The organism is Mesorhizobium sp. B263B2A (assembly GCF_020165775.1).
GTDB lineage: Bacteria > Pseudomonadota > Alphaproteobacteria > Rhizobiales > Rhizobiaceae > Mesorhizobium > Mesorhizobium opportunistum.
In genome coordinates this window covers 1-26,191 of sequence record NZ_JAIUIU010000008.1, presented here as the reverse complement: position 1 = coordinate 26,191, position 26,191 = coordinate 1, and the positions used below count along the sequence as shown (strand labels likewise).

Genomic DNA, 26,191 nt, shown 5'->3' with positions numbered 1-26,191 from the left:
TCTTGCCGCCGGACGTTTGTGACCACTGCATCCGTCAGGGCACCATTTCACCCGCGCTTGCCCGACACGTTCGATACCCGACTTTTGCAGCCTAGACCCGAGCGGGATCAATGGTTGGTTGGCTTGAGCCGTGTCTGACGAGCATTTCAGTGCGAAGTTTTTCGTCGTTGGCTTCCGGCCGTAAAGCCGGAAAGCTCTTGCTCCGAGCAGAGCAGCCTCGGGCGTGCCGGTTCGGAAATATCGATCTTGTCCCAGGGAATCCGATAAAGACCCTCGCGGCGCCGCAGCGCGAAGACGTCGAGCAATGCAGTGCCGATGGTCGAAGCGGACAGGCGCTCGAAAGCGGCGAAGATACCGACATGGAATTCAGTCACGACGAGGTCGTCGCCATCCTGCTCTGCGATGATCTCCTCGATATAGCCGATGCTCCTGCCGTTTTCGGACCACACGCGCCTGCCTGCCAGATGGTCGAGATTGACAGTCGCCATCGTCAGGCTCCCGGAATCCGGCCGACGACGTGTTGGCGCAGCCAGTCCTGCCAGGCAAAGACTTTGGTCCGGCGCACGTCGATATCGAATTCGATGTCGACCCCGATGTCGCGCACCTTGTTCCACGCGATCCGATGCGGCCGTGCCTGGCGCTTGCCGCTCAGCCTTGCCGCGAGCCGCGCGGCCCATCGCCCGGGCGCCGCGCCAAGCCGTCGCCCCAGCGCGACCGAACCAAGTTCGATGGCAACGACCCTGGGCGGTTTTCCTTGTCTCAACTCGGCGACCAGCCCATCAACCTTGCCGATCTTGACCTGTTCGCGGTCGACGACCTGCTTGTCCAGGATATCGCGCAGCAGTTGCATCAGGTGCCTCCGAATATCTGCAGCGGAATGGTCACCACCGCCAGCACGAAGCCGAGTGCGATGATGAAGATCACGGCCGTGTTCGAAACGACGCCGTTGCGGTGCTCGCCGACATAGCGGTCGTCGTTCAGCAGGATAAGGAACGGAACGACGGTCAGCGGCAGGCTGGCTGCGGTCAGCGCCATTGAGAAGATGGTGAGCTTCAGGGGATCGAGACCGAGCGCTATCGGAACGGCGGCGAGGAAGAGGCTCAGCGTGTAGACGAGGCTGAAGCCGGGATCGTCGCGCGGCTTGAGATCTTCGCCCCACGTCCAGCCGAATCCCTGCGCGACAAGATAGGCTTGCTGCAACGCCACTTCGAGCGTGGCGCCGAAGCAGGCGACGGCCAGCGAAGCAACGAAAAGTACGAAACCCGAGAAGCCGAATATCGGGATCAGCATCAGCGGAAGCTGGTTATAGTCGTCCACCTCGGTAACACCATTAGCGCCAAGCACCACCGCCGCCACGATCAGAACGCCCACGGAAATCGTTCCACCGAAAGTCATGCCCAGGCCAGCAATCGCCCGATTGGCGCCGAGATAGCTCTTGTCCCACTGATCCTCGATCGCGCCTGAGGAATAGAACATAAAAAGGTAGGGCGAGATCGAGGCGCCGAGAATGCTGACGGCCATGAACCAGTATTTTGCCGTGTCGTGCTGCGGCAGGCTGGGCACGGCACCGGCAGCCACCCCTTTCCAGTCGGGGTGAAGCATCACGGCTGCCACGACGAGGCAGAGGGTGACGAGGCCAAGGATCGACACGCCTTTCTCGATAAGGCCGAACGTGCCCTTCCACAACAGCAGCCACGCGAAAAACGCCACCGGCAACGCCCACCACTGGAAACCAATGCCCGTGGCAAGCTCGGCCGCAATGGCAACGCCGCCTATCTCGGCGGAGAGCACCAGGAAGTTGACCAACAAGGCTGCAAGCAGCGGCCAGATGAACGCATTGAAGCCGAACCGTTCGCGGATGCCATCGGAGATGGTATGACGGCTCACCGCGGCGAAGCGACCAGCCATCTCGACCAGAAAGATGATGCAGATGGTGCCGAGCGCGACCGCCCAGATGAGCTGGAAGCCGAACAGCGCGCCGGCCTGTGCCGCCGTCGCCATCGAACCGACCTCCAGGAAGCCGCCGACGCTGGTCACGACACCCAGCGAGATCTCGAGCAGCTTCTTCATCGTTGCGGCGCGAAATATTCGCTGTAGGCCTTGGCGAGATCGCCTTGCGCGGCACGGAGCTCCTGTTGCGCCTGGTCGGCCTGCGCGTGGTGTTCGGTCTTGACCGCGCTCGCGGCCCGGTTCGCCGCGTTCGACAACCGGCTGAAGGCAGTGCTTAACGCATCGCGCTTCGCTGGATCGGACGGAGAGGCCGACTGCACCTGCCGGGCGGCGTCGGCGAGTGTCTCGGCGAAGGATAGCAAGGCAGAAGAGGCGTAACAGGATGGCGCGGCACCCGAAAGCCAGGCATCAGTCACCATCGCGGCCGCCTGCGCCGTCGAGCTTGCAAGCTCCGTTTGCTGTTCGGCGGTGTCGGACGAAGAACAGGAGGTTAGCGCCAGTAAGAGCAGCGGTAGGCAGGCGCGGCTCAGCCGAATAACAGGGCCGACCATCTTCCCCTCATTGCAATCGCTTGAAATCATGAAGATAAAGCCCGCAACCACAGGAAAGTTCCTCTCGTCCGCGATTTGCGGCGTCGAGGCTGGCCTGGGTTCCGTGCTGGCAGCAGGGCCTGCTTCCGACATCGTTTGGCTATTGTTCGGTGGCCTGGCGACCGATCATCTGCTCGCGCTGCGCGCCGGACTCCAGCCGAGGCGGAATTAGCATTGGCCCATGGCCTGCCTCCAAGAAATGCAGCTTCGTTCTGCGGAGGTGGATGAAGCGCCCGAGCGGGCGTCCAGCCAATGCCCGTCTCGCAAGCAGGTTGTTGTACAGGGCCAAGCCAACCGTTGCCGCCGCAAGCAACAGGACGGCTTTCCGTTTGGGCTTTGCGGTCACGATTGCAAGGATTCGAGGGCGGGGAGTCCACCAGCAGGGCTTAACGATCCTCGGGGGCGCAGCGTCACTGATGGGCCGGTTCAGGCCGATCCTTTCTGGGGCAGTTCGGTCTCTTCCTCGACCTGATTGCGTAGCGCCTGGCGTCCAGATTTCGCGTTCTCGGTGTCAGCCGGCTGCTTTTGTCGATCGAGCTCATGATCCACCGTCTTGCGAGATCCCTCCACGGGATCTTCTTGCGACAAACGTTCGTCCGTCGCGGTTTGCCGGACGGGCTGACTGCTGCTAGATCCCGATCTGGCAGGATTCGCTTTCTCATTAGACTTCGTCATCGATACGTTCTCTGTTTCGACGGATTATCTGTCCGCCAAACCTTTGGCATCGGCCTTTTGTTCCGGCATGCACGCAGATCCATTACTGCGGGCCCTCGGCATCCTCCGAAGTCTCATGCCCAGGCTCGGCTGCTTCCAGGGCATCGATGACTGGCGCCAGTGAATTCTCCTCGCCGAGATACGCCTGCTCGTTTCCGTCGCCAGTTCTATCGAGTGCGCGCTGGATGGCATCTTCAATGTTGCCTAGCTCCTGCTCCCGCACTTCGCGCCCGTAACCGGCCGCATCGGCATCCTGCTCGAACTGCTGCGCCAGCATCGGAACGCTGACCTCGGTGTCGGCCGGCAAGTTGCCGACATTCTCCTCCAGCCAGCTGCGCAGGAATTCTTTCGTCGCATTCATGGAGCACCTCCTCGCAGTGAGATAACCGGGCCATGGCGCCGAGGTTCCGATGTGACTACAGGAGTTGGAAGCGCGCTTCGGCATGCCGCCGTTCGACCGCTCCCAGCGCACACCCCGACTGACGTTGCAAATTCTGATCGAGCCGCCGTTGCCTTCCCGTTTGGTCCCGAGTGCCGGTTCGCGACGCCCGGCGCGCCGATACATCAAAGTTAAATGCAGCGACTGCCGCGGTAGTGTATGCAAGCTTCGGGGGGCTGCTCGGGAGGAGCGCCCATGGAGATACGAGACTTCGTTTCCAAGCTGTCGGCCGCGTTGCGCAAGCGGCAGGCTGCTGCCGTGCCATCGCTGCCCGGCAAGCCGATGCGGGTATCGCTGGCCGATGTTCCGCTCAAACCACCGCAGAGGCCGGAATATCGACCTCGGCCACCCATCCGGCCAGCTTCAAATATGTAATTCGCCATCCGTGATCAGTCGTTGTCGGAACCAACGCGATCAGCCGCGGTTAACGAAGCGAAGGGACCGCAACCCGAATGGGAGCGGAAGAATGGATTTGCTGGATATGAAACTGGCCAAGGCCAGGCAGAATGTCGGCCGGGCGAAGCTGGATCTCGAACGTGCTGAAGAATTGCTCGGAGACGACTGCGGCATCGGCATCAGCTTGGCGTTGTGCGGCCGGATACGGTCCGCTCAACGCCGGGTGAGCGAGGCCAAGCGACAGATGATGAAGATCGACCCGCCAGCCCGGAAGGCTTCGGCACGACTCGGCGCACCAAGTCGAGCACGCACTGGCAAAGCTGGCTGAGGCAAACATGGCCGACCGCGTGCAGCGATTGGCCGGCGTCGCGACTGTCGATCTTCTCCCCAAGACCCCGTTGCGACTTCCCCCGCGATCTGGCGGAACAACTTTGCTCTGATCCACCCGTGTCGGGATTCAATTTGCTTGGCGCCCCCTCAACCCTAGGGCAAACTTCCCTTGGGGCTGCAGGAGGTGAAATGAGAGCACGCGCAGCTACGCTCGGCGATCTCGAGGACGTCTTTCATGGCCTCTCCAAGCGGATGTCGGACGAGTACGTCGCCGCCGGCAAGGACAGCAAGATCGCCTACGACAATCTGATGATGAATTTGAAGGAAGGCCGTGCGCACGCGCTGATCGAGGGCGAGAAGGCGGTGGCGATCATCGCCTGGCATGAAAGCAGCGACGCCGCCGATACGCTGTTCGCCGCGCAGGATGATTTCTTCCGGGCCTCGACCGTCCGCTTCTGCAAGCGGCATATCAGGCATATCCAGGCGCTGGCCGGTAACCTTCCCATCCACTCGCGCAGTTGGCTCAAGGGGCCCGATGTCGCCAGATGGTTTCACATCATCGGCTACGTCGAGCGCGGCCAGGAGAACGGCGCCAATCTGTTCGAACTGCCGCCAGCCCGCGCCAGCTAAGGAACCCTGGCGGCAGGTGTTGCTCCTTGCCGCAAACGCCGCCTGCACCTCGCCAGGTCCGCGCAAATTCGTCGTCACCGTCTTCGGCTCCAAGCCCTTCGACTGGGTAGCCTTGCGGATTGCACACTCGGCCACCTATTGACTGTCTCAGCAAGCGGCTTGCGCAGGGCGACGATTGGCGGGATGTTGCTGAAGGGCAACCGGAGCCAACCGGCAGGCCGAGATCGATATGGCTGCTGGAAAATGTCGCGAGCTTGCTTCGCCTTTCTTGTCTTTGTTGCCTTGCTGACGCCGGTAGAGGCAAGCGAGCGTATGTCTCATCTGCTTGACCGCTCCAATATGGCGATCGCCTATTTTCGCGAATCGGATCTTGTGACCGCGTACACGACTGCAATGGCGCATTTCCGTCTGCAGCTCGCAGGGCGTGCCGGCGAAACCAATCTTGCGGTCCCTCTCGAACCATCGCTTTTGCGGGCGGAATTCCGTGCGCGGACATGGCGCTCGGCGGATGGCAGCTTGTTGCAAGGCTTCGCCGGCAAGGGCGGCTTCCGGTTGACTATCGGCAACTGCCTGGCGCGTATCTGCGCCGCCAGCGAATGCAGCGATGCCGGTTGGCCGGTCTACGCCTGCAGCGACGGACGCAAGCGCAGGATGTCCGTCACGGATTTTGTGACGGCAAGATTCGATGGCGTCCCCTATCGTCGATTGAGCGCGCCCCCCTCACAGGAATGATGGCGCTTCTTACCGAGGCAGGCGTTCGGCAGCGGCAATATTCCCTTGCCGCACCTCGAACGCCGCCTGCACAGCTCGGTTGACTGTCACCGGCAGGATCGACATGTGGTTCTCGCCGGCGTGCAGTTCGAAGCTCGCGCGTATCCCGGGCAAGGCGTCGAGGCGCTCCGCCATCGCCCGGGCGAATTCGTCGGTGCGCGTCAGCTTTTTCTGCTCAAGGCGCTTTTGTTCGTCGTCGGCACCGATTTGGAATGGTGCCAATTTCCCGGTCTCATATTCGCCTGCCGACAGGATGACATCGGCCGTCAGGCCATCGGGAACAGCCGCTTCGAAAGTTTCCAGGAAACGGTCGATGGCGCGGTCCTCCCAATAGATGGCGGGGCTGGCCGCGATGAAGGTTCGGAACGAAAGCGGGCGCGTGAACAAGGCGTAGAGGGCGAACAGGCCGCCGAAGGAGTGGCCATAGAGTGCCTGGCGCTTCCCGTCGATCCTGGTCCGGCCGGCGACCCACGGCTTCAATTCGTCTTCGATGAAGGCCAGGAAATCCCCTGCCCCGCCGGTCCTGACTTCGGATGTGCCCTCGTAGAAGGGCGGATAGGTTTTGCCGGGCGGCGGGCCGAGGTCCCATGAGCGGCGCAGCGGGTCGTAGGCGCTCTCGACGGGATAGCCGATGGCGACGATGACGCCCCAGCCGACATTGGTGCCCAGGGGATAGAAGGCCTGCGCGCGCATGGCGTCGACCGCCGTGGCGATGACGGCGTTGCCGTCGGTCATGTAGAGCACCGGCCAGCCGGCCTCGGGCGCCGGGCCTGATGGCACATGGATGAAGACCCGCCAGGGATCGCCACCCCCGACCGGCACAATATCGTGCATGGTGGTGTCGGCAATCAAGGCGGGCGACGCCTGCGGCGAGACGGTCATGGCTCTTCTCCAGGGGACAAAATCAGCGGCGGCGCAGCAGCCACATCAGCACCGGGCCGCCGATCAGCGTGGCGACGAGGCCAGCCGGGTTCTGGCGTGGGAAGATGGCGGTGCGGCCGATCCAGTCGGCGGCAACCATGATCAGCGAGCCGGCGAGCACCGCGCCAACGGCTTGCGGCAGTGCGCGGGCGAGGCCGAGACGGCGGGCAAGATGGGGCGCCATCAGGCCTATGAAGGTCAGCGGCCCGACCACCAGGGTCGAGGCCGCGGTGAGTGCGGCGACCATCAAAAGCACGAGGAGCCGCGTCGCGCCCAGATTGACGCCGAGGCTTTGCACGGCAACGGACCCAAGCGGCAGCATGTCCAGCCAGCGCATGAAGAGCGGAGCAAGCAAGAACAGGCAAAAGGCGATCGCCGAGGTCAAAAGCGCCGAGTTCGCATCGACGCCATAGGTCGAGCCGGTCAGCCAGTTGAGCAAAAGCATGGCGCGCGGATCGCCGGTGGCGGTGAGCACTAGGATCAGCGCGTCGAACAGGGCCGTCAGGGCAACGCCGGCAAGCAGCAGCCGCTCCGGCGCATAGGCGGCGCGGCGGCCGATCGCCAGTGTCACCAGCAAAGCGGCGAAGGCACCGATGGTGGCGGCCGCGGTCTGGACGGGGCGGCCCGCATCGGACAGCGAAAACAGCGCCACCATCATGCCGAGCGCGGCGCCGGCGCTGATGCCGAGCACTTCGGGGCTGGCCATCGGGTTGCCGGTCAGCCGCTGCATCATAAACCCGGCCAGCGCCAGCATTGCGCCGGCGGCAAGCGCGGCGCACACCCTGGGCAACCGCCAGGATAGCAAGGGCTGCAGCTGGTCGCCGGACGCGAATGTCCACCCATGCGGCCCCGGTGCGTAGAGCAAGGCCAGGGCGAGCAACAGAAGCAGGAGGCCGCCTATCGCCGCCAGCGCCAGGCCGGGCCGACGGGCACGCGGCAGGTGCTCCGAGCCCAGCGACGGCGTCTCGGTGGCAAGTTTCAGGCGCGGCAGCAGCCAGAGCAGCAGCGGCGCGCCGAGAAGTGCTGTCATCGCGCCGGTCGGCAGGAGATCGCCCTGCGGGCCGGTCGCGACCTGCACGCCCTGGTCGACGGCCCACAGCAAGGCGCCGCCGATCAGCGGCGCCATCAAGAGCTGCTGGCCGAGACGCCGGGCGCCGCCGATGCGCGCCAGGGTCGCGGCGGCGAGGCCGCCAAAACCGATGACGCCGACAGCGGCGACGACAAAGGCGATGAGGGCGACGGCGGCCGCCAGGCCGGCGAAGCGCCAGATGCCGAGCGGAACGCCCAGGCTGCGTGCGCCTTCGTCGCCGAGACCAAGCAAGGTCAGCGGCCGCGCCATCAGGCCGATCGCCAGCGCGGCGCCGCCCAGGCGCGGCAAGAGCCACAGCGTCGTCGACCAGTCCTGCTGGCCGAGCGAACCGGCGCCCCAGATGAACAGGCTGGCCAGCCATTCATGCCGCAGCACCACCAGCGCCGCGCCGATGGCGCCGGCATAGAGGCTGACGACAAGCCCGGCCAGCACGACCGCAAGCGGCGACAGCCCCTTGTGCCAGGACAGCGCGAAGACCGCGGCCAGGGCCGTGAACGCGCCGGCCAGCGCCACCCATTCGCGGCCGAAGGCAAGCAGCGACGGCGCAAGAAGCGTCGTGAGCGCCAGCGCCAGATAGGCGCCGGCCGAGACGCCGACGGTTTCAGGCGAGGCGAGCGGGTTGCGCAGGACCTGCTGCAGCACCGTGCCGGCTAGGCCGAGTGCCGCGCCACAGAGCAGGCTGACGGCAAGCCGGGGCAGGAAGGCGTAGTGGACGAGCACCTGCCGCATGTCTCCGATATCGGGGCTTGCAAGCGCATCGAGCCAGAGTGCCGGCGGCAATTGCACGATCATGTTGGAAAGGCTTGCGGCAGCGGCGACGCCGATAAGCACGGCGCAGAGCAGGATCGCGCCCGCCGGATATTTCTTGAGGATAGGAAACGACGACGCACAAACTGGCGGGGCGAGGCTGGTGTCGTCGGACAAGATTGCCTCCTGCTCAGCCACCGGCGGGCTCCGTCGTCAGCGCTTGCGCCAGCAGCCGGGCAAAACGGCTCGCCGAAGGCAGCGTGCCGAACATCAGAACGGGGGCAAGACGCATGATCGAGCGGTTGCGCACGAACGGCATGGCATTCCAGATCGGGCTTTCGGTCAGCGTGCCGCCCGCCCCCTCCGGCAAGGGTTCGAGATAGGCAAGGCGCGCATCGTCCGATGTCGCCAGCCCGTCGATGCCGACAGTTGCAAATCCCCAGTAATTGGTCTCGCCGGTCCAGGCGTTGCGGATGCCGATGCGGTCGAACACCGCCTGGAACAGGCTTTTCTCGCCGTAGACACGCACATTGCGCGGGTCGAGGAAGCTGACGACATAGATCGGCCTCGCCGACAGCGGCGCCAGCCGCTGCCTGACATCAGAAAAATGCGCCTCCGTTGCGGCGATCAGGGCTTCGCCTTCGCTTTCCCTGCCGACAAGCGCCGCCAGCTGGCGGGTCGCCTCGATGGCGCGCTGGTAGGGCTGGCCATCCGGCGTGTAGATGCCGATCGTCGTTACCGGCGCCACGCGTTCGAGCAGCGGTTTGATGCCGTCGAGATAGGGGATGGAGAGAATGACGTCGGGACGAAGCTGCTGGAGGAATTCGAGATTGGGCTCCAGGATCGTGCCGATATCGGCAACCTGCGGCGGCAGCGGCGGCTCGACCACCCATTTTTCCCAGACCTCGCGGTCGGCGACGGCGACCGGCGTGACGCCGAGTATCAGCAAAGTCTCCGCCAGCCCATCGTCCAGGCAGACGACACGCAGCGGCTTCGCGTCAGCCGGCCGAACCATGGTTGCGACCAAAGGCAGCACGAACAGCGCCAGCGCGCCGCGCCGGCTCATTCGACCGCGCGGGCGATCGGCTGCCTTGCCCAGCCGGTTATCCTGATCTGTTTCCAACGTGACGTGCCTGTCTGCGGATCTTGGCGTCGAACGACTAATGCCCTGACTATAAAACATGATTTTCATAGTCAAGATTTTAGGTGCCCAGGAGCCATCAATCTGGCGGCTGCAGGCAGGCGCTGCGACTCGCGGCCGCAGTCGCGAAGGCCGAAACGGGGGGCGAATTGCGGGCGCGGTCAAGCCAGGTATCTGAAAAGACAGTGACAAGCGCCGCTGGAACGTGTTGAAGATGACACTCAGCATGTAGGGGGACATACGATCGGGTTGCGCTCGGCAAGTGTTGATGGTTTGTTGCCGGTCAGCGGAGAACGAGTGATGCGAGAATCCTTAGGTCAAGACGAGTATGGGTCGGCCAACCCTTTCGATCCGGACGACCTGCCAAATCTGAACGCGATCGGGCCGGGAATCGGCAACAACGATTTCGAGAAATACGCGGTCGCCGTGATCATCGTGTTCGGCGCCCTGATCATTGGCGGGCTGATGGCCGCATCGATGACCTTCGGCCACCGCAACGGCTTCCTTTTCGCGCTGGGCGGCGCCACATCGGCGTGGATCTCCGGAAACGCGCTTCTGCTCGACCGGCCGCGCATCTACGCGCTGTTCGTCGCCATCGCTGCCCTGATGCTGATCGCATCGACGATCACGCTGGTGACCTGACGGCCCTCGCCGGGCTTTGAACCGGCGCTGTCCGAGAATCCGCCTGGAATCAGTATCCGAGCGCCTCGCCTGAGGCCGCGCGGCTGTCGATGGCGCCATTGTAGCGCGCGCCGCCGCCCTTCCCGATTTCCGCCAGGCTCTTGCCGCCAATGAGAATGCCGGCCGCCTGGCCCCAGGTCTGGTCGCTCAGATCGAGGTGATAGCCCATGCCGGCCAGCAGCCTTTCGGTGTCCGGCGACAGTCCGAACGGTTCGATGTAAACCGTGTCGGGCAGCCACTGGTGGTGGATGCGCGGCGCGTCGATCGCCTCCTGGATGTTCATCCCGTGGTCGATGACGTTGACGATCGCTTCCAGCGTGATGGTGATGATGCGCGAGCCGCCCGGGCTGCCGATGACCATGAACGGCTTGCCGTCCCTGGCGACGATGGTCGGGCTCATCGACGACAGCGGCGTCTTCTTGGGCTGGATGGCGTTGGCCTCGCCCTGGACCAGCCCATAGAGGTTAGGCACGCCAGGCTTCTGGGTGAAGTCGTCCATCTCGTTGTTGAGCAGGATGCCGGTGCCGTCGGCGACGACGCCGGCGCCGAACGAGCCGTTCAGCGTGTAGGTGACCGCGACCGCATTGCCCTCATTGTCGATGATGGAGTAGTGGGTCGTCTCCTTCGACTCGCCAAAGCCCTTCGGCATCAGATCCTGCGAGACGCCGGCGCGGAACGGATCGATCTTGTCGCGGATGTCCTTGGCGTAGCCTTTGTCGAGCAGCTTCGAGACCGGATTGTCGACGAAATCGGGATCGCCAAGTGCCGAATTGCGGTCGACATAGGCATGGCGCATGGCCTCGACCATGACATGAACCGTCTCGGCCGAACCAGCGCCGAGATAGGACAGCGGATAGCCTTCCAGCACGTTGAGTATCTCGCAGATGATGACACCGCCCGAGCTTGGCGGCGGCGAGGATGTAATCTCGTAGCCGCGATAGCTGCAGGTCACCGGCTTGAGTTCGCGCACCGCATATTGCTCGAAATCTGGTTTGGCCAGGATGCCACCCTTGGCGCCGCTTGCCTTGACGATGGCGTCGGCGATCGCGCCTTTGTAGAATGCATCAGGACCTTTGTCGGAAATCGCCGAGAGCGAGGCGGCAAGATCAGGCTGGACCAGCCGCTCGCCGATGCCATAGGGCTTGCCATCGGGCTTCAGGAAAATGGCGGCCGCGGCGGGATCCTTGGCCAGCCGCTCCGCATTGCCGGCAAGGGACGCGGCATCGCCCTGGTTGAGGACGAAGCCGTCCTTGGCATAGGTGATCGCCGGCGCCATCAGGTCTTGCCGGGACAGCGTCCCATATTTTTCACGCGCCATCTCGAAGCCGGCCACCGAGCCCGGCACGCCGACGGCGAGGTAGCCGTCGAGGCTCGCCCCCTTCACCGGTTTGCCGTCCTTGTCGAGATACATGGTCTTGGTCGCCGCCAGCGGCGCGCGTTCGCGGAAATCGAGGAAAGTCGATTTGCCGTCCTTGAAGCGGATGGTCATGAACCCCCCGCCACCGATATTGCCGGCGTTCGGATAGACGACGGCGAGCGCATAACCCACCGCGACCGCCGCATCGACGGCATTGCCGCCCTTCTTCAACACCTCGACGCCGACTTCGGATGCCAGGTGCTGGGCCGTCACCACCATGCCGTGTTCGCCCTTCGCCGGTGCCGGCGAGGCGGCGAAAGCCGCCACCGACTGAAGGGTAAGCATCAACGATAGACTGACGGCGATCAGCGTTCTGCGGGTGAGCGGCATGGCGTGCCTCCGGGAGCGTGAGGGGTGCGCCTAGAAGAGCCTCTTGGGGTGGGTTAGTCCAGCCAATAATAACGGGTGGCGATCCTTCACACCCCCTCTGTCCTGCCGGACATCTCCCCCGCAAGGGGGGAGATCGGTTGTTGTCCCTGCTTTCGCCAATCTCCGACGTTGCAGGAAGAGCGCCGCCGATGAAGCGGCCAATCTCCCCCCTTGCGGGGGAGATGCCCGGCAGGGCAGAGGGGGGTGCTCAAGTGCTGTCCTCGCCCCTGTCGGATCGACTGAAACGTCGAATTATGGGCTACACTATCCCGCCGCTCCCGCCGGCGACCGCCGGACGCTCTCCCGCGACCTTGGCGCGGTAGCCCGCGGCACGGTAGGCGGCGACGGGATCGATGGCACCGCCGGTCTTCAGCCGCGCCATGGCCAGGATCGGCTCGATGTCGGTGCGGTAGGCCGCTTTCAGCGTCTGCGTCGCCATCAGCGCGTCATTGGCCTCCTGGAAGCCTTCGAGCGCCTTGCGGTCGACCAGCAGCGCCTGCGCATAGGCGCGCTGCACCTCGACCGCCGACAGCATCAAGCTTTCGATCGGATCGGTGACGTTGTGGCTCTGGTCGAGCATATGGGCGGGATCGAAACCCTCGGCGCCGGAGAGTTCGGCATCGACCAATTCGTTGAAGACCAGGAACAGCCGGTAAGGGTCGATGGAGCCGGCATCGAGATCGTCGTCGCCATATTTGGAATCGTTGAAGTGGAAGCCGCCGAGTTTCCGGAACTGGATCAGCCGCGACACGATCATCTCGATGTTGACGTTGGGCGCGTGGTGGCCAAGGTCGACCAGGCAGAAGGCCTTGTCGCCCAACTCCCTGGCGATCATGTAATTGGTGCCCCAATCCTGCACGACGGTGGAATAGAAGGCCGGCTCGTACATTTTGTGTTCGCTGAACAGCTTCCAGTCCGCCGGCAGCCCGGCATAGATTTGCTTCATGGCGTCGAGATAGCGCTCGAACGCCTTGGCGAAATTCACCTGGCCGGGGAAGTTCGAGCCGTCGCCGATCCACACCGTCAGCGCCTTGGAGCCCAGCGTCCTGCCGATCTCGATGCATTCGAGATTGTGCTCGACCGCTTGACGGCGGGTGCCGGCATCGGCATGCGACAGCGAGCCGAATTTGTAGGACAGCTTCTGGTCCCTGGCATCCGAGAAGGTGTTGGAGTTCATGGCGTCGAAGCCGAGACCGAAGCGTGAGGCCGCCTGCTTCAGCCGGTTCGGGTCGGCCTTGTCCCACGGAATGTGCAAGGAGACGGTCGGCGTCGCCTGCGTCAATTGCTGGATGACGGCGCAATCCTCGATCTTGTCGAAGATGTCGCGCGGCTCGCCGGCGCCGGGAAAACGCGCAAAGCGTGTGCCGCCAGTGCCGACACCCCAGGAAGGGACGGCCACGGCGAATTTCTCGACCTTGTCGCGGATGGCGTCGATGGCGATGCCGCGACGATCAAGACGTTCGCCGAGCGAGGCGTAGTCACGCTCGAGGTTGGCTTTGCGCGCGGCGTTGTCCTTTTCGACGATTTCGGTGGAGATGATGGTTTCGGACAACTGCTATTCCTCCCAAAATGCGTTCCGTCAACGCTGCCCCTCATCCGGCCCTTCAGGCCACCTTCTCCCCGTGAACGGGGAGAAGGAAGAAGGCCTAGCGCGTAAAGCTCTGCGCGTTGCCGGCATCGACGTTGATGATGTTGCCGGTCGACTTGGCCGACATGTCGGATGCGAAGAAGTAGATCGCCTCGGCGATGTCTTCGGGAAACACCGAACGCTTCAGCATCGAGCGCGAGCGGTAGTGCTCTTCCAGGTCGTCGGTCGACATCTTGTAGGCAGCGGCGCGCTGTTCCTTCCACTCGCCGGTCCAGATCTTCGAGCCGCGCAGGACGGCGTCCGGATTGACGACATTGACCCTGATCTGGGCCTCCGCGCCCTCAAGCGCCAGGCAGCGGGCGAGATGGATTTCGGCCGCCTTGGCGGTGCAATAAGCGGCGGCGTTGGGCGAGGCGGCAAGGCCGTTCTTGGAGGCGACGAAGACGACGTTGCCGCCGATCTTCTGCACCCTGAACAGCCGGAATGCTTCCCGCGAGACCAGGAAATAGCCGGTCGACAGGATGTCCATGTTCTTGTTCCACAGCGCCAGCGTCGTCTCCTCGATCGGCGCCGAGGAGGCCAGCCCAGCATTCGACACCAGAATGTCGATGCCGCCGAACTCGACCGCCGTCTCGGCGAAGCCGGCGACGACCTGGTCCTCCGAGGTGACGTTGATCACCACTGGCCGGACGAAATCCTTGCCGTAGGCGTTCGCCAGTTCCTCATTGGCGCTGGCGAGCGCCGCCTCATCGATATCGGCCAGCACCACGCAGGCGCCTTCGCGCAGCAGCCGGTTGGCCGTTGCCCGACCAATGCCGCCGGCGCCGCCGGTGACCAGCGCGATCTGGCCGGCGAGCGACTTCGGTCTGGGCATGCGCTGCAGCTTCAGATCCTCGAGCAGCCAGTATTCGATGTCGAAGGCTTCCTGCGCGGGCAGGCCGACATAGGAGGAGACGGTCGAAGCGCCGCGCATGACATTGATGGCGTTGACGTAGAATTCGCCCGAGATCCGTGCGGTGGCCTTGTCGCCGGCGAAGGTGAACATGCCCACGCCGGGCATCAGGTAGACGACGGCGTTGGGATCGCGGATGGCGGGCGAGTCCGGATGCTTGCAGCTGTCGTAATAGGCCTGGTAGCCGACACGATAAGCGGCAATGTCGTCGGCGAGGCGGGCGATGACGGCGTCGACATCGGGCTTGGCCGGATCGAACTCGATGACCAGCGGGCGGATCTTGGTGCGCAGGAAGTGGTCCGGGCACGAGGTGCCAAGTGCGGCCAGCGAGCGCAAATCCCTGGAGTTGACGAATTCGAGCACGGCGGGCTGGTCGTCGAAATGGCCGAGCTTATGGCTCTTTTCCGAGATCAGGCCGCGGATTTTCGGCATCAGTTTCGCCGCGATGGCGCGGCGTGCGGCGGCGTCGAGCGACTTCACCACCTCGCCGCCGAATATGGCGAGGCCCTCGGAGCGGCGCTCGAACCACTCGATCGCCTGGTTGATCACCGAGATCGTCGTCTCGTAGCATTCCTTGGGCGTGTCGCCCCAGGTGAACAGGCCGTGGCTTTCCAGGATGACGCCCTTGGCCTCGGGGTTTTCAATGCAGAATTTCTCCAGCCACAGGCCGAGTTCGAAGCCCGGCCGCTTCCATGGCAACCAGCCGATGGCGTCGCCGAAAATTTCCTTGGTCAGCGCCTTGGAGTCCTTCGCGGCGGCGATGGCGATGATGGCATCGGGATGCATGTGGTCGACGAAAGGCTTCGGCACATAGGCGTGCAGCGGCGTGTCGATCGAGGCCGCGCGCGGATTGAGATTGAACGTGCAGTGCGGCAGGAAGCCGACCATCTCGTCCTCATGCTCGACGCCGCGATAAAGGCCTTTGAGCGCGCGCAATTTGTCCATGTAGAGCGTGGCGAAGCCATCGAGCTTGATCGAGGCGCTGTCGCCGCCGGAGCCCTTGACCCAGAGCACCTCGACGGTCTCGCCGCTGAGCTGATCCTTCTGCCAGATCTTGGAGGAGGTGTTGCCACCGCCATAGTTGGTGACGCGCTTGTCGGAGCCGAGCGTGTTCGAGCGATAGACCAGAAGCTCTGGGTCGCTCATCCCCTTGGCTTTCGCATCATCCCACAGATTGGCCAGGCGCGAGCCGGAGCGCTTGTCGAGCATAGGTATCCTCCCTGGGACGCAAAAGGGTGCAGTCCATTTTGCCGGGAATGTCTACGCAAGCCGGCCGATTGTCAATCATAAACGATCAATATCGATCATATTGCACTGCACAATGAAATTATATGATCGGAAATGATTGACACTGCTCGTTTTGAGTGCCTAGATGGCCAAGCAGGGAGGAACCATGCACGAAAAAGAGCGCCACAGGATCATTCTGTCCGCCGTCCAGGAAAAGCCTGTGGTGACGGTGCAGGAGATGGTCGACCTGACGGAGTCCTCCGAGGCGACGATCCGGCGTGATATCGCGGCACTGCATGTCCAGAAGCGGCTGCGCAGGGTGCGAGGCGGCGCCGAGGCAATCTCGCCGCCACAGTTCATCGGGCTCGCCGGCCGGCCCTTTTCCGTAAACGAAACGATCAATGCTTCTCAGAAGCGGGCGATTGCGCGTGAAGCGGTCGAACTGTGCGGGGATGGCGAGCCGATCATCATCAATGGCGGCACCACGACGTTCCAGATGGTGCATTTCCTGACCGGCCGGCGCATGCCGATCTTCACCAATTCGTTCCCGATCGCCGAGCATCTGCTCAAGCATTCCAAGAACACGGTGATGCTGTCCGGCGGTACGATCTACCGCGAGCAGAACATCATCCTGTCGCCTTTCGACAATGACGTGACGCGCAATTTCTACGCGCGCCGCATGTTCATGGGCGCTCAAGGGTTGGGGCCGCTCGGCCTGATGGAAGGCGATCCGCTGTTGATCCAGGCGGAGCAGAAGCTGATCGACCAGGCCGACGAGCTGGTGGTGCTGGTCGACTCCTCGAAATTCCGCAAGCGCTCCAGCCTGATCCTGTGCGGCCTGTCGCGCATCGCCACCGTCATCACGGATGACGGCATCGAGGATCGCGAAGCCAAGATGTTGGAGACCGCGGGCGTGACGCTGATCGTCGCCCGCAAATCGGCAAAGGAAGAATCTTCGCTGCAGGCCTGAGGCCAACTCACGCCCGCAGCGGCGATGGAATGCAACGCTCAAGGGAGGAAATTCGATGAGCTTTCTGAAGAAATTGATGGTTACGGCGGCGTTTTCCGCCGCCATGTTCGTGAATGCCGCCTACGCCGAAAACGTCAAGATCGCGCTGGTGGTGAAGTCGCTCGGCAACGGCTTCTTCGATGCCGCCAACAAGGGCGCCGAAGAGGCGGCCAAGGAACTCGGCGATGTCGACATCATCTACACCGGCCCGACCAAGGCGACCGCCGAAGCGCAGATCGAAGTGGTCAATTCGCTGATCGCGCAGAAGGTCAACGCCATCGCGATTTCCGCCAATGACGCCGACGCCCTGGTGCCGGTGTTGAAGAAGGCCATGGAACGCGGCATCACCGTCATCTCGTGGGATTCGGGCGTTGCCAAGGAAGGCCGCCAGCTTCACCTCAACCCGTCCGATACCGGCCTGATCGGTGAGACCATCATCAAGCTTGCCGCCGACTATCTGCCTGAGGGCGGCGACGTCGCCATCCTGTCGGCTTCCTCGACCGCGACCAACCAGAACGCCTGGATCGACGCGGCCAAGAAAATCCTGCCGGAGAAGTTCCCCAAGATCAAACTGGTCGCCACCGTCTATGGCGATGACGATTCGGCCAAGAGCACCGACGAAGCCAAGGGCCTGTTGAAGTCCTATCCGAACCTCAAGGCGATCATCGCGCCGACCACTGTCGGCGTCGTCGCCGCCGCCCAGGTCGTCACCGACGCGAACCTGATCGGCAAGGTCAACGTCACCGGCCTCGCGCTGCCGTCCGAGTTCAAGAAGTTCATCGACAACGGCGCCAGCCAGGCGGTGGCTCTCTGGAACCCGATCGACCTCGGCTACTCCGCCGTCTACCTCGCCCATGACCTGGCGGTGAAGAAGGAAGAGGCCAAGCCCGGTGCGACGCTGTCGATCGGCCGCGTCGGCAAGGTCACGCTCGACGACACCAATTCGGCTGCGATGGCTCCGCCCTTCCAGTTCGACAAGTCCAACATCGAGAAGTTCTCCAAGATCTATTGATCTCGGACGCTCGCACCACCCTCCCCCCTTGTGGGGAGGGTCGGCGAGCCGGCTTCGCGAAGCGATGCAGGCGAGACGGGGTGGGGGTGGCGACATCTCCATGCACCAGGACCTTGATATGCTAGTAGACCCCCACCCCGCTCACATTGTTCGCGACCCTCCCCACAAGGGGGAGGGTAAGGCAGCCCCACGCCTGACGCTGTCTGGCATCTCCAAGAGCTTTCCCGGCGTGCGGGCGCTGCACAATGTCAGCCTGTCGCTCTATCCTGGCCAGGTAACAGCGCTCATCGGCGAGAATGGCGCCGGCAAGTCGACGCTGGTCAAGATCATGACCGGCATCTACCAGCCCGACGCGGGCACGATCAGCATCGATGGCCAGCCGGTCACCTTGCCAAGCGCGCATGCGGCCTTCGGCCATGGCGTCACCGCCATCCATCAGGAAACCGTGCTGTTCGACGATCTGAGCGTCGCCGAAAACATCTTTCTCGGCCACGCGCCGCGCACGCGTTTCGGCACCATCGACTGGCGCACGATGCGCAAGAATGCGCGCGAAGTGCTCGATGCCATGCATGCCGGCCATATCGACGCCGATGCAAGATTGAAGGATCTCGGCATCGCCAACAAGCATCTGGTCGCCGTGGCGCGGGCCATGTCGATCGACGCGCAGATCGTCATCATGGACGAGCCTACCGCCGCGCTTTCGATGAAGGAGATCGAGGAGCTGTTTTTGCTCATCGAGTTTCTCAAGGAACAAGGCAAGGCGATCCTGTTCATCAGCCACAAGTTCGACGAGATTTATCGGATCGCCGACCGCTACACGGTGTTCCGCGACGGCGAGATGGTCGGCGAAGGCCTGATCAGGGATGCTGCCCAGAGCCAGATCGTGCGCATGATGGTCGGCCGTTCGGTCGATCACATCTTTCCGCAGCGCAAGGCCGAAATCGGCGCGCCCGTGCTCACCGTCTCCGGGCTTTCGCATCCGACCGAATTCAATGACATCGGATTCGAACTACACAAGGGCGAGATCCTCGGCTTTTACGGCCTTGTCGGCGCCGGACGCAGCGAGGTGATGCAGGCGATTTCAGGCATCACCCGCATTTCGAGCGGCACCATCACGCTGGACGGCAAGGCGATCGCGCCGAAATCCGCGGCGGATTCGATCGAGGCAGGCATCGTCTATGTGCCCGAAGAACGCGGCAAGCAAGGCGTGGTGATCGGCCTGCCGATCTTCCAGAACGTCTCGCTGCCTTCGCTCAAGCGCACGTCGAGATCCGGCCTGCTGCGGCTGGCGGAAGAGTTTTCGCTCGCCCGCTCCTACACCGAGCGGCTCGACCTCCGGGCCTCCTCGCTCAGCCAGGATGTCGGCACGCTGTCGGGCGGCAACCAGCAGAAGATCGTCATCGCCAAATGGCTGGCGACCGCGCCCAAGGTGATCATCCTCGATGAGCCGACCAAAGGCATCGACATCGGCTCCAAGGCCGCGGTGCACGGCTTCATGGCCGAGCTGGTGGCGCAAGGCCTGTCGGTGATCATGGTATCGTCGGAGCTTCCCGAAATCCTCGGCATGTCCGACCGCGTCGTCGTCATGCGCGAAGGGCTGGTCGCGGCGGTCTACGACAACAAGGAACTGGACGCCGAGACGCTGGTCCGGACGGCAGCGGGGATCGCGGCATGAAGGCTTTGTTGAAATACCGCGAAATCTGGCTGGCCGCGGCGATCATCGTTTTGATCGGGCTGATCTCGACGCGCTTCCCGGCCTTTGCCGATCCCGGCAATCTGCGCCAGGTGTTCAACGACACCTCGATCCTGATGATCCTGGCGCTCGGCCAGATGGTGGTCATCCTGACCCGGTCGATCGACCTGTCGATGGCGTCGAACCTCTGCTTCACCGGCATGGTGGTGGCGATGCTCAACGCCGCGCATCCGGCGATCCCGATCCCGCTGCTGATCGTCATCGCGCTGGCCGTCGGGCTGGTGCTTGGCGCCATCAACGGTCTGCTGGTGTGGCGGCTGAACATCCCCTCGATCGTGGTGACCCTGGGCACGCTGACCATCTATCGCGGCGCCACGTTCGTCCTGTCCGGCGGCGCCTGGGTCAATGCCGACAAGATGAGCCCCGAGTTCATTGGTTTCCAGCGAGCGGCCTTCCTCGGCATTCCCGTGCTGTCCTGGATCGCCATCGCGGTCATCGCGCTGTTCTTCGTTGTGATGACACGCACCGCGCTCGGCCGCTCGATCTATGCCATTGGCGTCAACCCGACGGCGTCGGTCTATGCCGGCATCGATGTCGGCCGCACGAAATTCATCGTCTTCTGCATCTCCGGCATGGTCGGCGGGCTATCCGGTTATCTCTGGATCTCGCGCTATGTGATCGCCTCGGTCGAGGTCGCCAACGGCTATGAGCTCAACATCATCGCCGCCTGCGTCATCGGCGGCATTTCGATCGCCGGCGGCATCGGCTCGGTCGGTGGGGCGGTGCTCGGCGCGTTGTTCCTCGGCATCATCTCCAACGCTCTGCCGGTCATCAACATCTCGCCCTTCTGGCAGATGGCGATCTCGGGCAGCGCCATCATCCTGGCTGTCGTGCTCAACGCGCGCGGCGAACGCCAGCAGGGCCGCATCATCCTGAGAAAGGCGGAGGCGGCATGACCGACATCCCTGCCCCGCGCCACATTCCCGACCGGCTCGACAAGCCGCTGCGTTCGGCGATCTTTTCATGGGAGGCGCTGCTGATCGTGGTGGCGGTCGCCATCTTCGCCATCAACAGCTTCGCCTCGCCCTACTTCCTCGACCCCTATTCGCTGTCGGACCTGACCTTCAACTTCACCGAGAAGGGCCTGATCGCCTTTGCCATGGCGCTGCTGATCATTTCAGGCGAGATCGACCTCTCGGTGGCCGCCATCATCGCGTTGGCCTCGACCATGATGGGCATGGCGGTGCAGGCCGGTGCCGGAACGCCGGTGCTAGTGCTGATCGGCATCGTCGTCGGGCTCGGCTGCGGCGCCTTCAACGGGCTGCTGGTGACAAGGCTCGGCCTGCCCTCGATCGTCGTCACCATCGGCACGATGAGCCTGTTTCGCGGCATCGCCTTCATCATCCTCGGCGACCAGGCCTACAAGGGCTATCCCGAGAGTTTTGCCTTCTTCGGCCAGGGCTATGTCTGGTGGGTGGTGTCGTTCGAACTGATGCTCTTCCTCATCGCCGCCGTCATCTACTGGTTCCTGCTGCATCGCACGAGCTTCGGCCGCCGCGTCTTTGCGATCGGCAACAACCCGGTCGCGGCGCAGTTTTCCGGCGTGCGCGTCGGCCGCATCAAATTCACCCTGTTCTGCCTGACCGGACTGATGGCGGGCATCGCCTCGGTGCTGATCACTTCGCGGCTCGGCTCGACAAGGCCATCGATTGCGCAGGGCTACGAGCTCGAAGTCATCACCATGGTGGTTCTGGGCGGCGTCAGCATCCTGGGCGGCGCCGGCAGCATCCTGGGCGTCGTGCTCGCCGCCTTCATCATGGGACTGGTGACCTTCGGGCTCGGCCTGCTCAACGTGCCCGGCATCGTCATGTCGATCTTCATCGGCCTGTTGCTGATCATCGTCATCGCGCTGCCGATCGTCTGGCGGCGGTTGCGCGGGGGACGCTGATGCCTGAGAAATACGCGTTCAAGATGAAGCTCAAGCCCGGCATGAAGGCCGAGTACCAGAAGCGCCACGACGAAATCTGGCCGTCGCTGGTCGCGCTTCTGAAGCAGGCCGGCGTCTGCGACTATTCGATTCACCTCGATGAGGAGACCAACATCTTGTTCGGCGTGCTGTGGCGGCGTGACGACCACGGCATGGACGACTTGCCCGGGCATCCGGTGATGCAGCGCTGGTGGGCTGATATGGCCGACCTCATGGAGACCAAGCCGGACAACGAACCGGTGGCGGTGCCGCTGGAAACCGTGTTCCATATGGCATGAGTGCGATGCGCCACATCGCCGTCATCGACATCGGCAAGACCAACGCCAAGGTGGCGCTGGTCGACCTCGCAACGCTGAGCGAGGTCGCGCTGCGCCGCATGGCGAATGCGCCGGTGCGCCAGGCGCCCTATCCGCATCACGATGTCGAAGCGCTGTGGGCGTTCATCCTCGACAGCCTTGCCGGCCTCAACCGCGAACAGCGCATCGACGCCATCTCGATCACCACCCATGGCGCGACCAGCGTTCTGGTCGATGCCGCGGGCGAACTGGTGCTGCCTGTGCTCGACTATGAGTTCGACGACCCCGACAGGCTGGCGGCGGACTATGACGCTGTTCGCCCCCCCTTCGCCGAGACCGGCACGCCGCGCCTGCCGCTCGGCCTCAATCTCGGCGCGCAATTGTTCTGGCAGCAGAAAGGCTTCCCGGCCGAATTCGCAAAAGCCGCCGCCGTGCTGATGTATCCGCAATACTGGGCCTTGCGGCTGACCGGCATCGCCGCCAACGAGGTGACCTCGCTCGGCTGCCACACCGATCTGTGGAACCCGTGGAAATCGGATTTTTCGTCGCTGGTCGACACCCTGGGTTGGCGCGCGCTGATGGCGCCGGTGCGGCCGGCCAGGGATCGCCTTGGTCCGGCCCTGCCCGCGCTTGCGGCGCGAACCGGCCTTGATCCGCAAACACCTGTTTTCTGCGGCCTGCACGATTCCAACGCCTCGCTGCTGCCGCATCTCCTTTCCGATACACCGCCCTTCTCGGTCGTTTCGACCGGCACCTGGGTGGTGTCGATGGCGGTCGGCGGCAAACAGGTCACGCTCGACCCGGCGCGCGACACGCTGGTCAATGTCAACGCGCTCGGCGATCCCGTTCCCTCGGCCCGTTTCATGGGCGGGCGCGAATTTTCGTTGCTGACGCAAGGCCAGCCGGAGAACTGGACCGAGGAAGATGTCGACGCCGTGCTGGCGCGTAGGACGTTGCTGCTGCCGTCGACCCAGCAGGGGTCGGGGCCGTTCCCACATCAGACCGCGATCTGGCTTGATGCCGACGACATGAACAGCGGCCAGCGCTTCGCCGCCATCTCGTTCTATCTGGCGCTGATGACGGCGACCTGCCTCGACCTGATCGGCGCCGACGGCCCGACCACCGTCGAGGGGCCCTTCGCCCGCAACCGGCTGTTTGTCGGCATGCTGGCGGCGGCGACCGCACGCACCGTAGTTGCCTCTGAGGCCGCCACCGGCACCAGCATCGGCGCCGCATTGCTGGCATCGGATCAGGCCTCGGCGCACGGCAAGGGCGGGCGAATCGAACCGCCGACCGACTCGGCCTGGCCCGGCTATGTCAGCGCCTGGCGCAGGGCGGTCGAAGCGCGGGGATGATCACAGGATCCGTTTGAGTCCGGGAGAATGGGTTCGGTGCCAGCACGACGATAGAGCAATTCCAGGAAAAGTGTGAAACGGTTTTCCCAGGAAAAGCGCGTAGCGCTTTCCCTTGGGGAATCGCGCCAAAACAAAGAGTTAGAGCGGTCCGACGTTTCCGTGAAACGGTGGACCGCTTGAGAGCTCCTTCAGTTGACATAGACCAGCCCTTGCGGGTCGATCTCCGGCTTTCGCCCGGCGACAAGGTCGGCAAGGAATTTCCCCGAGCCGCAGGCCATGGTCCAGCCGACATGGCCGTGGCCGGTGTCGAGGTAGAGATTTTTGTAGCGCGCCTGGCCGATGACCGGCACGGAGTTCGGCATCATTGGCCTGAGGCCTGCCCAGAGTTCGGCCTTCTTCTCGTCGAAGGCGCCGGGGAACAGATCCTTGCCGGTCCTGAACATGGTGGCGAAGTCGCTGGGTTTGTGGGTGCGGTCGAAGCCGGTGAATTCGGCGGTCGAAGCCAACCGCAATCGATTGCCAAGGCGCGAATAGGCCATCAGCTGGTCCTCGTCGGCGCCGCCCATGGTCGGCCCCTTGCTCTCGTCTTCCAGGGGAATGGTCGCGGTATAGCCCTTCACCGGGTAGACCGGCAGGTCTATGCCGTAACGGCGGCCGAGCAGACCACTCTCCGGTCCCATAGAAATGACCACGGCATCGCCAGCAATCGGTCCGGCCGAGGTCATCACCGCGCGCACCCGGTCGCCCTCGATGTCCAGCCCCTCGACCGCCGTGCCGTAGAGAAATTTCACGCCAAGCTTTTCGACGGCATGAGCGGCGAGCTTCTCGACGAACTGGCGGGAATCGCCGGTCTGGTCGATCGGCGAATAGACGCCGCCGGCGATCTTTTCCTTCACGCCGGCAAGACCCGGCTCAAGCTCCACCAGCCGGTCACGGCCGACGATCTCGATCGGCAGGCCGTGCTCGGCGAGATAGCGGTAATTGTCGGTGCCGGTGTCGAGACTGTGCTGCGAGCGGAAGAAATAGAGGATGCCCTTCTTGCGCTCGTCGTAGCCGATGCCCGCTTCGGCGGAGATGGCGTTGATGCAATCCCTGGAATAGAGCGCCAGGCGCAGCTTGACCTGGCTGTTGGCGCGCAGGCGCGCCACAGTGCATTGCCGCAGGAAACGCAGGCTCCAAGCGAGGAAATAGGGATCGAAGCGCAACCGCACCTTGATGCCGAGATCGTGGTTGTAGAGCGCGCGCAGGAACGTCTTCAGCGCCGCCGGCGAGGCCCAGGCGGTGGCGTCGCCCGGCGACACCAGGCCGGCATTCGACTGGCTGGTGCCGCGCGCCGGCGCCGCGTGGCGCTCGATCACGGTGACCTCGTGACCATCCCCGGCCAGGTAATAGGCCGCCGCCGTACCGACGACGCCGGCTCCGAGCACCGTTATCTTCATGCCAATCCCCCAAGCTCGGCACGGCGCAGCGCGTCCGCGCCCTCCGCGAATGCCTTCCATAGCGCTTCGCCGGATGGCTTGCGAGCCCTCGGGGGGCTGACTCAGCCGCGCGAGGAGTTCTTGCCGGTCAGGATGCGTTCCCAGGCGAGCGCGTCGGCAACGATCTGGTCGAGATCGTCGCGCTGCGGTATCCAGCCGAGTTCCGCCCGGGCGAGATCCGAATTGGCAACCACCGCCGCGGCGTCACCGGGCCGGCGGGCGCCCATCTTCACCTCGAAATCATGGCCGAAGGCACGGCGCACGCTGTCGATGACCTCGAGCACCGAATAACCATGGCTGTAGCCGCAATTGGCGACGAGGCTCTCGCCCCCGGCGCGCAGCCGCTGCAAGGCCAGGCGATGCGCCGCCGCCAGATCGCTGACATGGATGTAGTCGCGCATGCAGGTGCCGTCCGGTGTCGGATAATCGGTGCCGAACACCTGCATGAAGGGCCGCTTGCCGAGCGCGGTCTCGCAGGCGACCTTGATCAGATGGGTGGCGCCGGGCGTCGACTGGCCTGTGCGCCCCTTGGGATCGGCGCCGGCGACGTTGAAGTAGCGCAGCGCGGTATAGCGGATGTCGTGCGCGAGGCTGGCATCGCGCAGCATCCATTCGCTCATCAGCTTGGACAGGCCATAGGGCGATTCCGGCGCCAGGCGGGCATCCTCGCGCACCGGCTCCAGTCCGGCGCCGCCATAGACGGCGGCGGTCGAGGAAAAGATGAAATTGGGCACGCCCTCGCGAACCGCGGTTTCGATCAGCGTGCGCGTCTTCGAGGTGTTGTTCTCGTAATAGGCGAGCGGGTCGGAAACCGATTCCGGGACGACGATGGAGCCGGCGAAGTGAATGATGGCGTCGACCTTGTTGTCCCTGATGATCGAACCGACCAATTCCTTGTCCGCGACATCGCCGACGACCAGCTTTGCCTCCGGCGCCACCGCCCATTCGAAGCCGGTGGACAGACGGTCGAGAACGACCACGCTGTCGCCGGCATCCAGCAGCTCCCAGACCATATGGCTGCCGATATAACCGGCGCCGCCTGTCACCAAAACCGTCATCCGCGTCCTCGCTTACCAAGATTTATCGGAAACTGTCTCAACCATCGCCTTACTGGAAAGCCTGCCGCGTGGCCATTAGAACCGTTGGTTACCGGCGTTCACCGATGTGGCGTCATGCTGAAACAAAAGTGATCCAAAGGGGGTATCGTGGAGGGGAATAGGCCACGATCCGCCGGCGTTAGGAACAGGTGCGGGGCGTGGCATTTTGACCAAAATGGCCCGGTGGACGACCAATAGGTCAATGATTATGATCCCGCCAAAAATTGGGAAGCCGACATGAACTATCAGCGGTTCTTCGAGGAAGCGATCGACCAGCTCCATGCCGAGCGTCGTTATCGCGTCTTCGCCGA

General features: G+C 63.7%; 26 protein-coding genes. 12 read left to right on the top strand and 14 right to left on the bottom strand.

The window, feature by feature from the left end; translation table 11 throughout:
- Positions 1 to 146 precede the first annotated feature (146 nt).
- The 5 genes from LB568_RS15025 to LB568_RS15005 form a co-directional block, all read right to left on the bottom strand.
- Positions 147 to 488 carry a hypothetical protein gene (locus tag LB568_RS15025; protein WP_140572456.1) on the bottom strand — a complete coding sequence of 114 codons (342 nt, stop codon included), beginning with the start codon at positions 486 to 488 and terminating at the stop codon, positions 147 to 149.
- Positions 489 to 490: 2 nt separating this feature from the next.
- Positions 491 to 850 (bottom strand): hypothetical protein, encoded by a 360-nt coding sequence (locus tag LB568_RS15020; RefSeq protein WP_013897218.1) that lies wholly within the window; start codon positions 848 to 850, stop codon positions 491 to 493.
- Positions 850 to 2,070 carry an NRAMP family divalent metal transporter gene (locus tag LB568_RS15015; protein WP_140572455.1) on the bottom strand — a complete coding sequence of 407 codons (1,221 nt, stop codon included), beginning with the start codon at positions 2,068 to 2,070 and terminating at the stop codon, positions 850 to 852. Before LB568_RS15015 ends, LB568_RS15020 begins: the two co-directional genes overlap by 1 nt.
- Positions 2,067 to 2,552 (bottom strand): hypothetical protein, encoded by a 486-nt coding sequence (locus LB568_RS15010; RefSeq protein ID WP_013897220.1) that lies wholly within the window; start codon positions 2,550 to 2,552, stop codon positions 2,067 to 2,069. Before LB568_RS15010 ends, LB568_RS15015 begins: the two co-directional genes overlap by 4 nt.
- A 745-nt stretch (positions 2,553 to 3,297) precedes the next feature.
- Positions 3,298 to 3,615 carry a hypothetical protein gene (locus LB568_RS15005; RefSeq protein WP_224730542.1) on the bottom strand — a complete coding sequence of 106 codons (318 nt, stop codon included), beginning with the start codon at positions 3,613 to 3,615 and terminating at the stop codon, positions 3,298 to 3,300.
- Between the two features lie 544 nt (positions 3,616 to 4,159).
- On the opposite strand from LB568_RS15005, the gene LB568_RS15000 reads away from it, so the two are divergent.
- The 4 genes from LB568_RS15000 (at position 4,160) to LB568_RS14990 (ending at position 5,781) form a co-directional block, all read left to right on the top strand.
- The gene (locus LB568_RS15000) at positions 4,160 to 4,417 is read left to right on the top strand and encodes a hypothetical protein (RefSeq protein ID WP_049802428.1); all 258 of its coding nucleotides are present in this window, start codon (positions 4,160 to 4,162) and stop codon (positions 4,415 to 4,417) included.
- 191 nt (positions 4,418 to 4,608) lie between these two features.
- Positions 4,609 to 5,049: a hypothetical protein gene (locus LB568_RS14995; RefSeq protein WP_013897223.1), complete on the top strand. Its 441-nt coding sequence runs from the start codon at positions 4,609 to 4,611 to the stop codon at positions 5,047 to 5,049.
- 19 nt (positions 5,050 to 5,068) lie between these two features.
- Positions 5,069 to 5,191, top strand: a complete 123-nt coding sequence (locus LB568_RS33470; RefSeq protein WP_263497027.1) for a hypothetical protein — start codon at positions 5,069 to 5,071, stop codon at positions 5,189 to 5,191.
- 41 nt (positions 5,192 to 5,232) lie between these two features.
- On the top strand, positions 5,233 to 5,781 hold the full coding sequence (locus LB568_RS14990) for a hypothetical protein (RefSeq protein ID WP_224730541.1): 549 nt from the start codon (positions 5,233 to 5,235) through the stop codon (positions 5,779 to 5,781).
- Positions 5,782 to 5,790: 9 nt separating this feature from the next.
- On the opposite strand, the gene LB568_RS14985 is transcribed toward LB568_RS14990, so the two are convergent.
- The 3 genes from LB568_RS14985 to LB568_RS14975 are packed head-to-tail and all read right to left on the bottom strand — an operon-like array spanning position 5,791 to position 9,644.
- Positions 5,791 to 6,702 carry an alpha/beta hydrolase gene (locus tag LB568_RS14985; protein ID WP_224730540.1) on the bottom strand — a complete coding sequence of 304 codons (912 nt, stop codon included), beginning with the start codon at positions 6,700 to 6,702 and terminating at the stop codon, positions 5,791 to 5,793.
- Positions 6,703 to 6,724: 22 nt separating this feature from the next.
- Positions 6,725 to 8,776 (bottom strand): Fe(3+)-hydroxamate ABC transporter permease FhuB, encoded by a 2,052-nt coding sequence (fhuB, locus tag LB568_RS14980; protein ID WP_224730539.1) that lies wholly within the window; start codon positions 8,774 to 8,776, stop codon positions 6,725 to 6,727.
- Positions 8,769 to 9,644 carry an ABC transporter substrate-binding protein gene (locus tag LB568_RS14975; RefSeq protein ID WP_412033911.1) on the bottom strand — a complete coding sequence of 292 codons (876 nt, stop codon included), beginning with the start codon at positions 9,642 to 9,644 and terminating at the stop codon, positions 8,769 to 8,771. The genes fhuB and LB568_RS14975 overlap by 8 nt, the downstream gene beginning before the upstream one ends.
- A 375-nt stretch (positions 9,645 to 10,019) precedes the next feature.
- Between LB568_RS14975 and LB568_RS14970 the strand changes: the two genes are divergently transcribed.
- Positions 10,020 to 10,361, top strand: a complete 342-nt coding sequence (locus LB568_RS14970) for a hypothetical protein (RefSeq protein WP_013897228.1) — start codon at positions 10,020 to 10,022, stop codon at positions 10,359 to 10,361.
- 49 nt (positions 10,362 to 10,410) lie between these two features.
- On the opposite strand, the gene ggt is transcribed toward LB568_RS14970, so the two are convergent.
- From ggt to LB568_RS14955, 3 genes are all read right to left on the bottom strand, one after another.
- Positions 10,411 to 12,147, bottom strand: coding sequence for a gamma-glutamyltransferase (gene ggt, locus LB568_RS14965; RefSeq protein WP_224730537.1), 1,737 nt, complete (start codon positions 12,145 to 12,147; stop codon positions 10,411 to 10,413).
- Positions 12,148 to 12,445: 298 nt separating this feature from the next.
- Positions 12,446 to 13,738, bottom strand: coding sequence for an L-rhamnose catabolism isomerase (rhaI, locus tag LB568_RS14960; protein WP_224730536.1), 1,293 nt, complete (start codon positions 13,736 to 13,738; stop codon positions 12,446 to 12,448).
- A 94-nt stretch (positions 13,739 to 13,832) separates the two neighbouring features.
- Positions 13,833 to 15,935 carry a bifunctional rhamnulose-1-phosphate aldolase/short-chain dehydrogenase gene (locus LB568_RS14955; RefSeq protein ID WP_224730535.1) on the bottom strand — a complete coding sequence of 701 codons (2,103 nt, stop codon included), beginning with the start codon at positions 15,933 to 15,935 and terminating at the stop codon, positions 13,833 to 13,835.
- 184 nt (positions 15,936 to 16,119) lie between these two features.
- On the opposite strand from LB568_RS14955, the gene LB568_RS14950 reads away from it, so the two are divergent.
- The 7 genes from LB568_RS14950 (at position 16,120) to LB568_RS14920 (ending at position 23,305) form a co-directional block, all read left to right on the top strand.
- Positions 16,120 to 16,923, top strand: a complete 804-nt coding sequence (locus LB568_RS14950; protein ID WP_013897232.1) for a DeoR/GlpR family DNA-binding transcription regulator — start codon at positions 16,120 to 16,122, stop codon at positions 16,921 to 16,923.
- A 55-nt stretch (positions 16,924 to 16,978) separates the two neighbouring features.
- Positions 16,979 to 17,974: a rhamnose ABC transporter substrate-binding protein gene (gene rhaS, locus LB568_RS14945; RefSeq protein WP_013897233.1), complete on the top strand. Its 996-nt coding sequence runs from the start codon at positions 16,979 to 16,981 to the stop codon at positions 17,972 to 17,974.
- A 118-nt stretch (positions 17,975 to 18,092) separates the two neighbouring features.
- Positions 18,093 to 19,649, top strand: a complete 1,557-nt coding sequence (locus tag LB568_RS14940; RefSeq protein ID WP_224730534.1) for a sugar ABC transporter ATP-binding protein — start codon at positions 18,093 to 18,095, stop codon at positions 19,647 to 19,649.
- Positions 19,646 to 20,623 (top strand): ABC transporter permease, encoded by a 978-nt coding sequence (locus LB568_RS14935; RefSeq protein WP_013897235.1) that lies wholly within the window; start codon positions 19,646 to 19,648, stop codon positions 20,621 to 20,623. Before LB568_RS14940 ends, LB568_RS14935 begins: the two co-directional genes overlap by 4 nt.
- Positions 20,620 to 21,615, top strand: coding sequence for an ABC transporter permease (locus tag LB568_RS14930; RefSeq protein ID WP_013897236.1), 996 nt, complete (start codon positions 20,620 to 20,622; stop codon positions 21,613 to 21,615). The genes LB568_RS14935 and LB568_RS14930 overlap by 4 nt, the downstream gene beginning before the upstream one ends.
- Positions 21,615 to 21,932 carry an L-rhamnose mutarotase gene (gene rhaM, locus LB568_RS14925; RefSeq protein WP_013897237.1) on the top strand — a complete coding sequence of 106 codons (318 nt, stop codon included), beginning with the start codon at positions 21,615 to 21,617 and terminating at the stop codon, positions 21,930 to 21,932. Before LB568_RS14930 ends, rhaM begins: the two co-directional genes overlap by 1 nt.
- Positions 21,929 to 23,305, top strand: coding sequence for an FGGY-family carbohydrate kinase (locus tag LB568_RS14920; protein ID WP_224730533.1), 1,377 nt, complete (start codon positions 21,929 to 21,931; stop codon positions 23,303 to 23,305). The genes rhaM and LB568_RS14920 overlap by 4 nt, the downstream gene beginning before the upstream one ends.
- 188 nt (positions 23,306 to 23,493) lie before the next feature.
- Here the strand turns inward: LB568_RS14920 and LB568_RS14915 are convergent, their stop codons facing one another.
- The 3 genes from LB568_RS14915 to LB568_RS14905 all read right to left on the bottom strand — a co-directional run.
- A complete protein-coding gene (locus tag LB568_RS14915; protein ID WP_224730532.1) occupies positions 23,494 to 24,744 on the bottom strand; it encodes a D-amino acid dehydrogenase in 1,251 nt (416 codons plus the stop codon).
- 101 nt (positions 24,745 to 24,845) lie between these two features.
- Entirely contained in the window at positions 24,846 to 25,841 is a 996-nt protein-coding gene (gene galE / locus LB568_RS14910) for a UDP-glucose 4-epimerase GalE (protein WP_224730531.1), read from the bottom strand.
- A gap of 75 nt (positions 25,842 to 25,916) precedes the next feature.
- Positions 25,917 to 26,191, bottom strand: a 275-nt coding sequence (locus tag LB568_RS14905; protein WP_224730530.1) for a hypothetical protein, incomplete at its 5' end; no start/stop codon positions are given.

Bases quoted from the DNA above. Each gene is read 5' to 3' on its own strand.
- LB568_RS15025 (WP_140572456.1), bottom strand. From the start codon at position 488: ATGGCGACTGTCAATCTCGACCATCTGGCAGGCAGGCGCGTGTGGTCC.
- LB568_RS15020 (WP_013897218.1), bottom strand. From the start codon at position 850: ATGCAACTGCTGCGCGATATCCTGGACAAGCAGGTCGTCGACCGCGAA.
- LB568_RS15015 (WP_140572455.1), bottom strand. From the start codon at position 2,070: ATGAAGAAGCTGCTCGAGATCTCGCTGGGTGTCGTGACCAGCGTCGGC.
- LB568_RS15005 (WP_224730542.1), bottom strand. From the start codon at position 3,615: ATGAATGCGACGAAAGAATTCCTGCGCAGCTGGCTGGAGGAGAATGTC.
- LB568_RS15000 (WP_049802428.1), top strand. From the start codon at position 4,160: ATGGATTTGCTGGATATGAAACTGGCCAAGGCCAGGCAGAATGTCGGC.
- LB568_RS14995 (WP_013897223.1), top strand. From the start codon at position 4,609: ATGAGAGCACGCGCAGCTACGCTCGGCGATCTCGAGGACGTCTTTCAT.
- LB568_RS14990 (WP_224730541.1), top strand. From the start codon at position 5,233: ATGTTGCTGAAGGGCAACCGGAGCCAACCGGCAGGCCGAGATCGATAT.
- LB568_RS14985 (WP_224730540.1), bottom strand. From the start codon at position 6,702: ATGACCGTCTCGCCGCAGGCGTCGCCCGCCTTGATTGCCGACACCACC.
- LB568_RS14975 (WP_412033911.1), bottom strand. From the start codon at position 9,644: ATGAGCCGGCGCGGCGCGCTGGCGCTGTTCGTGCTGCCTTTGGTCGCA.
- LB568_RS14970 (WP_013897228.1), top strand. From the start codon at position 10,020: ATGCGAGAATCCTTAGGTCAAGACGAGTATGGGTCGGCCAACCCTTTC.
- ggt (WP_224730537.1), bottom strand. From the start codon at position 12,147: ATGCCGCTCACCCGCAGAACGCTGATCGCCGTCAGTCTATCGTTGATG.
- LB568_RS14955 (WP_224730535.1), bottom strand. From the start codon at position 15,935: ATGCTCGACAAGCGCTCCGGCTCGCGCCTGGCCAATCTGTGGGATGAT.
- LB568_RS14950 (WP_013897232.1), top strand. From the start codon at position 16,120: ATGCACGAAAAAGAGCGCCACAGGATCATTCTGTCCGCCGTCCAGGAA.
- rhaS (WP_013897233.1), top strand. From the start codon at position 16,979: ATGAGCTTTCTGAAGAAATTGATGGTTACGGCGGCGTTTTCCGCCGCC.
- LB568_RS14940 (WP_224730534.1), top strand. From the start codon at position 18,093: ATGCTAGTAGACCCCCACCCCGCTCACATTGTTCGCGACCCTCCCCAC.
- LB568_RS14935 (WP_013897235.1), top strand. From the start codon at position 19,646: ATGAAGGCTTTGTTGAAATACCGCGAAATCTGGCTGGCCGCGGCGATC.
- LB568_RS14930 (WP_013897236.1), top strand. From the start codon at position 20,620: ATGACCGACATCCCTGCCCCGCGCCACATTCCCGACCGGCTCGACAAG.
- rhaM (WP_013897237.1), top strand. From the start codon at position 21,615: ATGCCTGAGAAATACGCGTTCAAGATGAAGCTCAAGCCCGGCATGAAG.
- LB568_RS14920 (WP_224730533.1), top strand. From the start codon at position 21,929: ATGAGTGCGATGCGCCACATCGCCGTCATCGACATCGGCAAGACCAAC.
- LB568_RS14915 (WP_224730532.1), bottom strand. From the start codon at position 24,744: ATGAAGATAACGGTGCTCGGAGCCGGCGTCGTCGGTACGGCGGCGGCC.
- galE (WP_224730531.1), bottom strand. From the start codon at position 25,841: ATGACGGTTTTGGTGACAGGCGGCGCCGGTTATATCGGCAGCCATATG.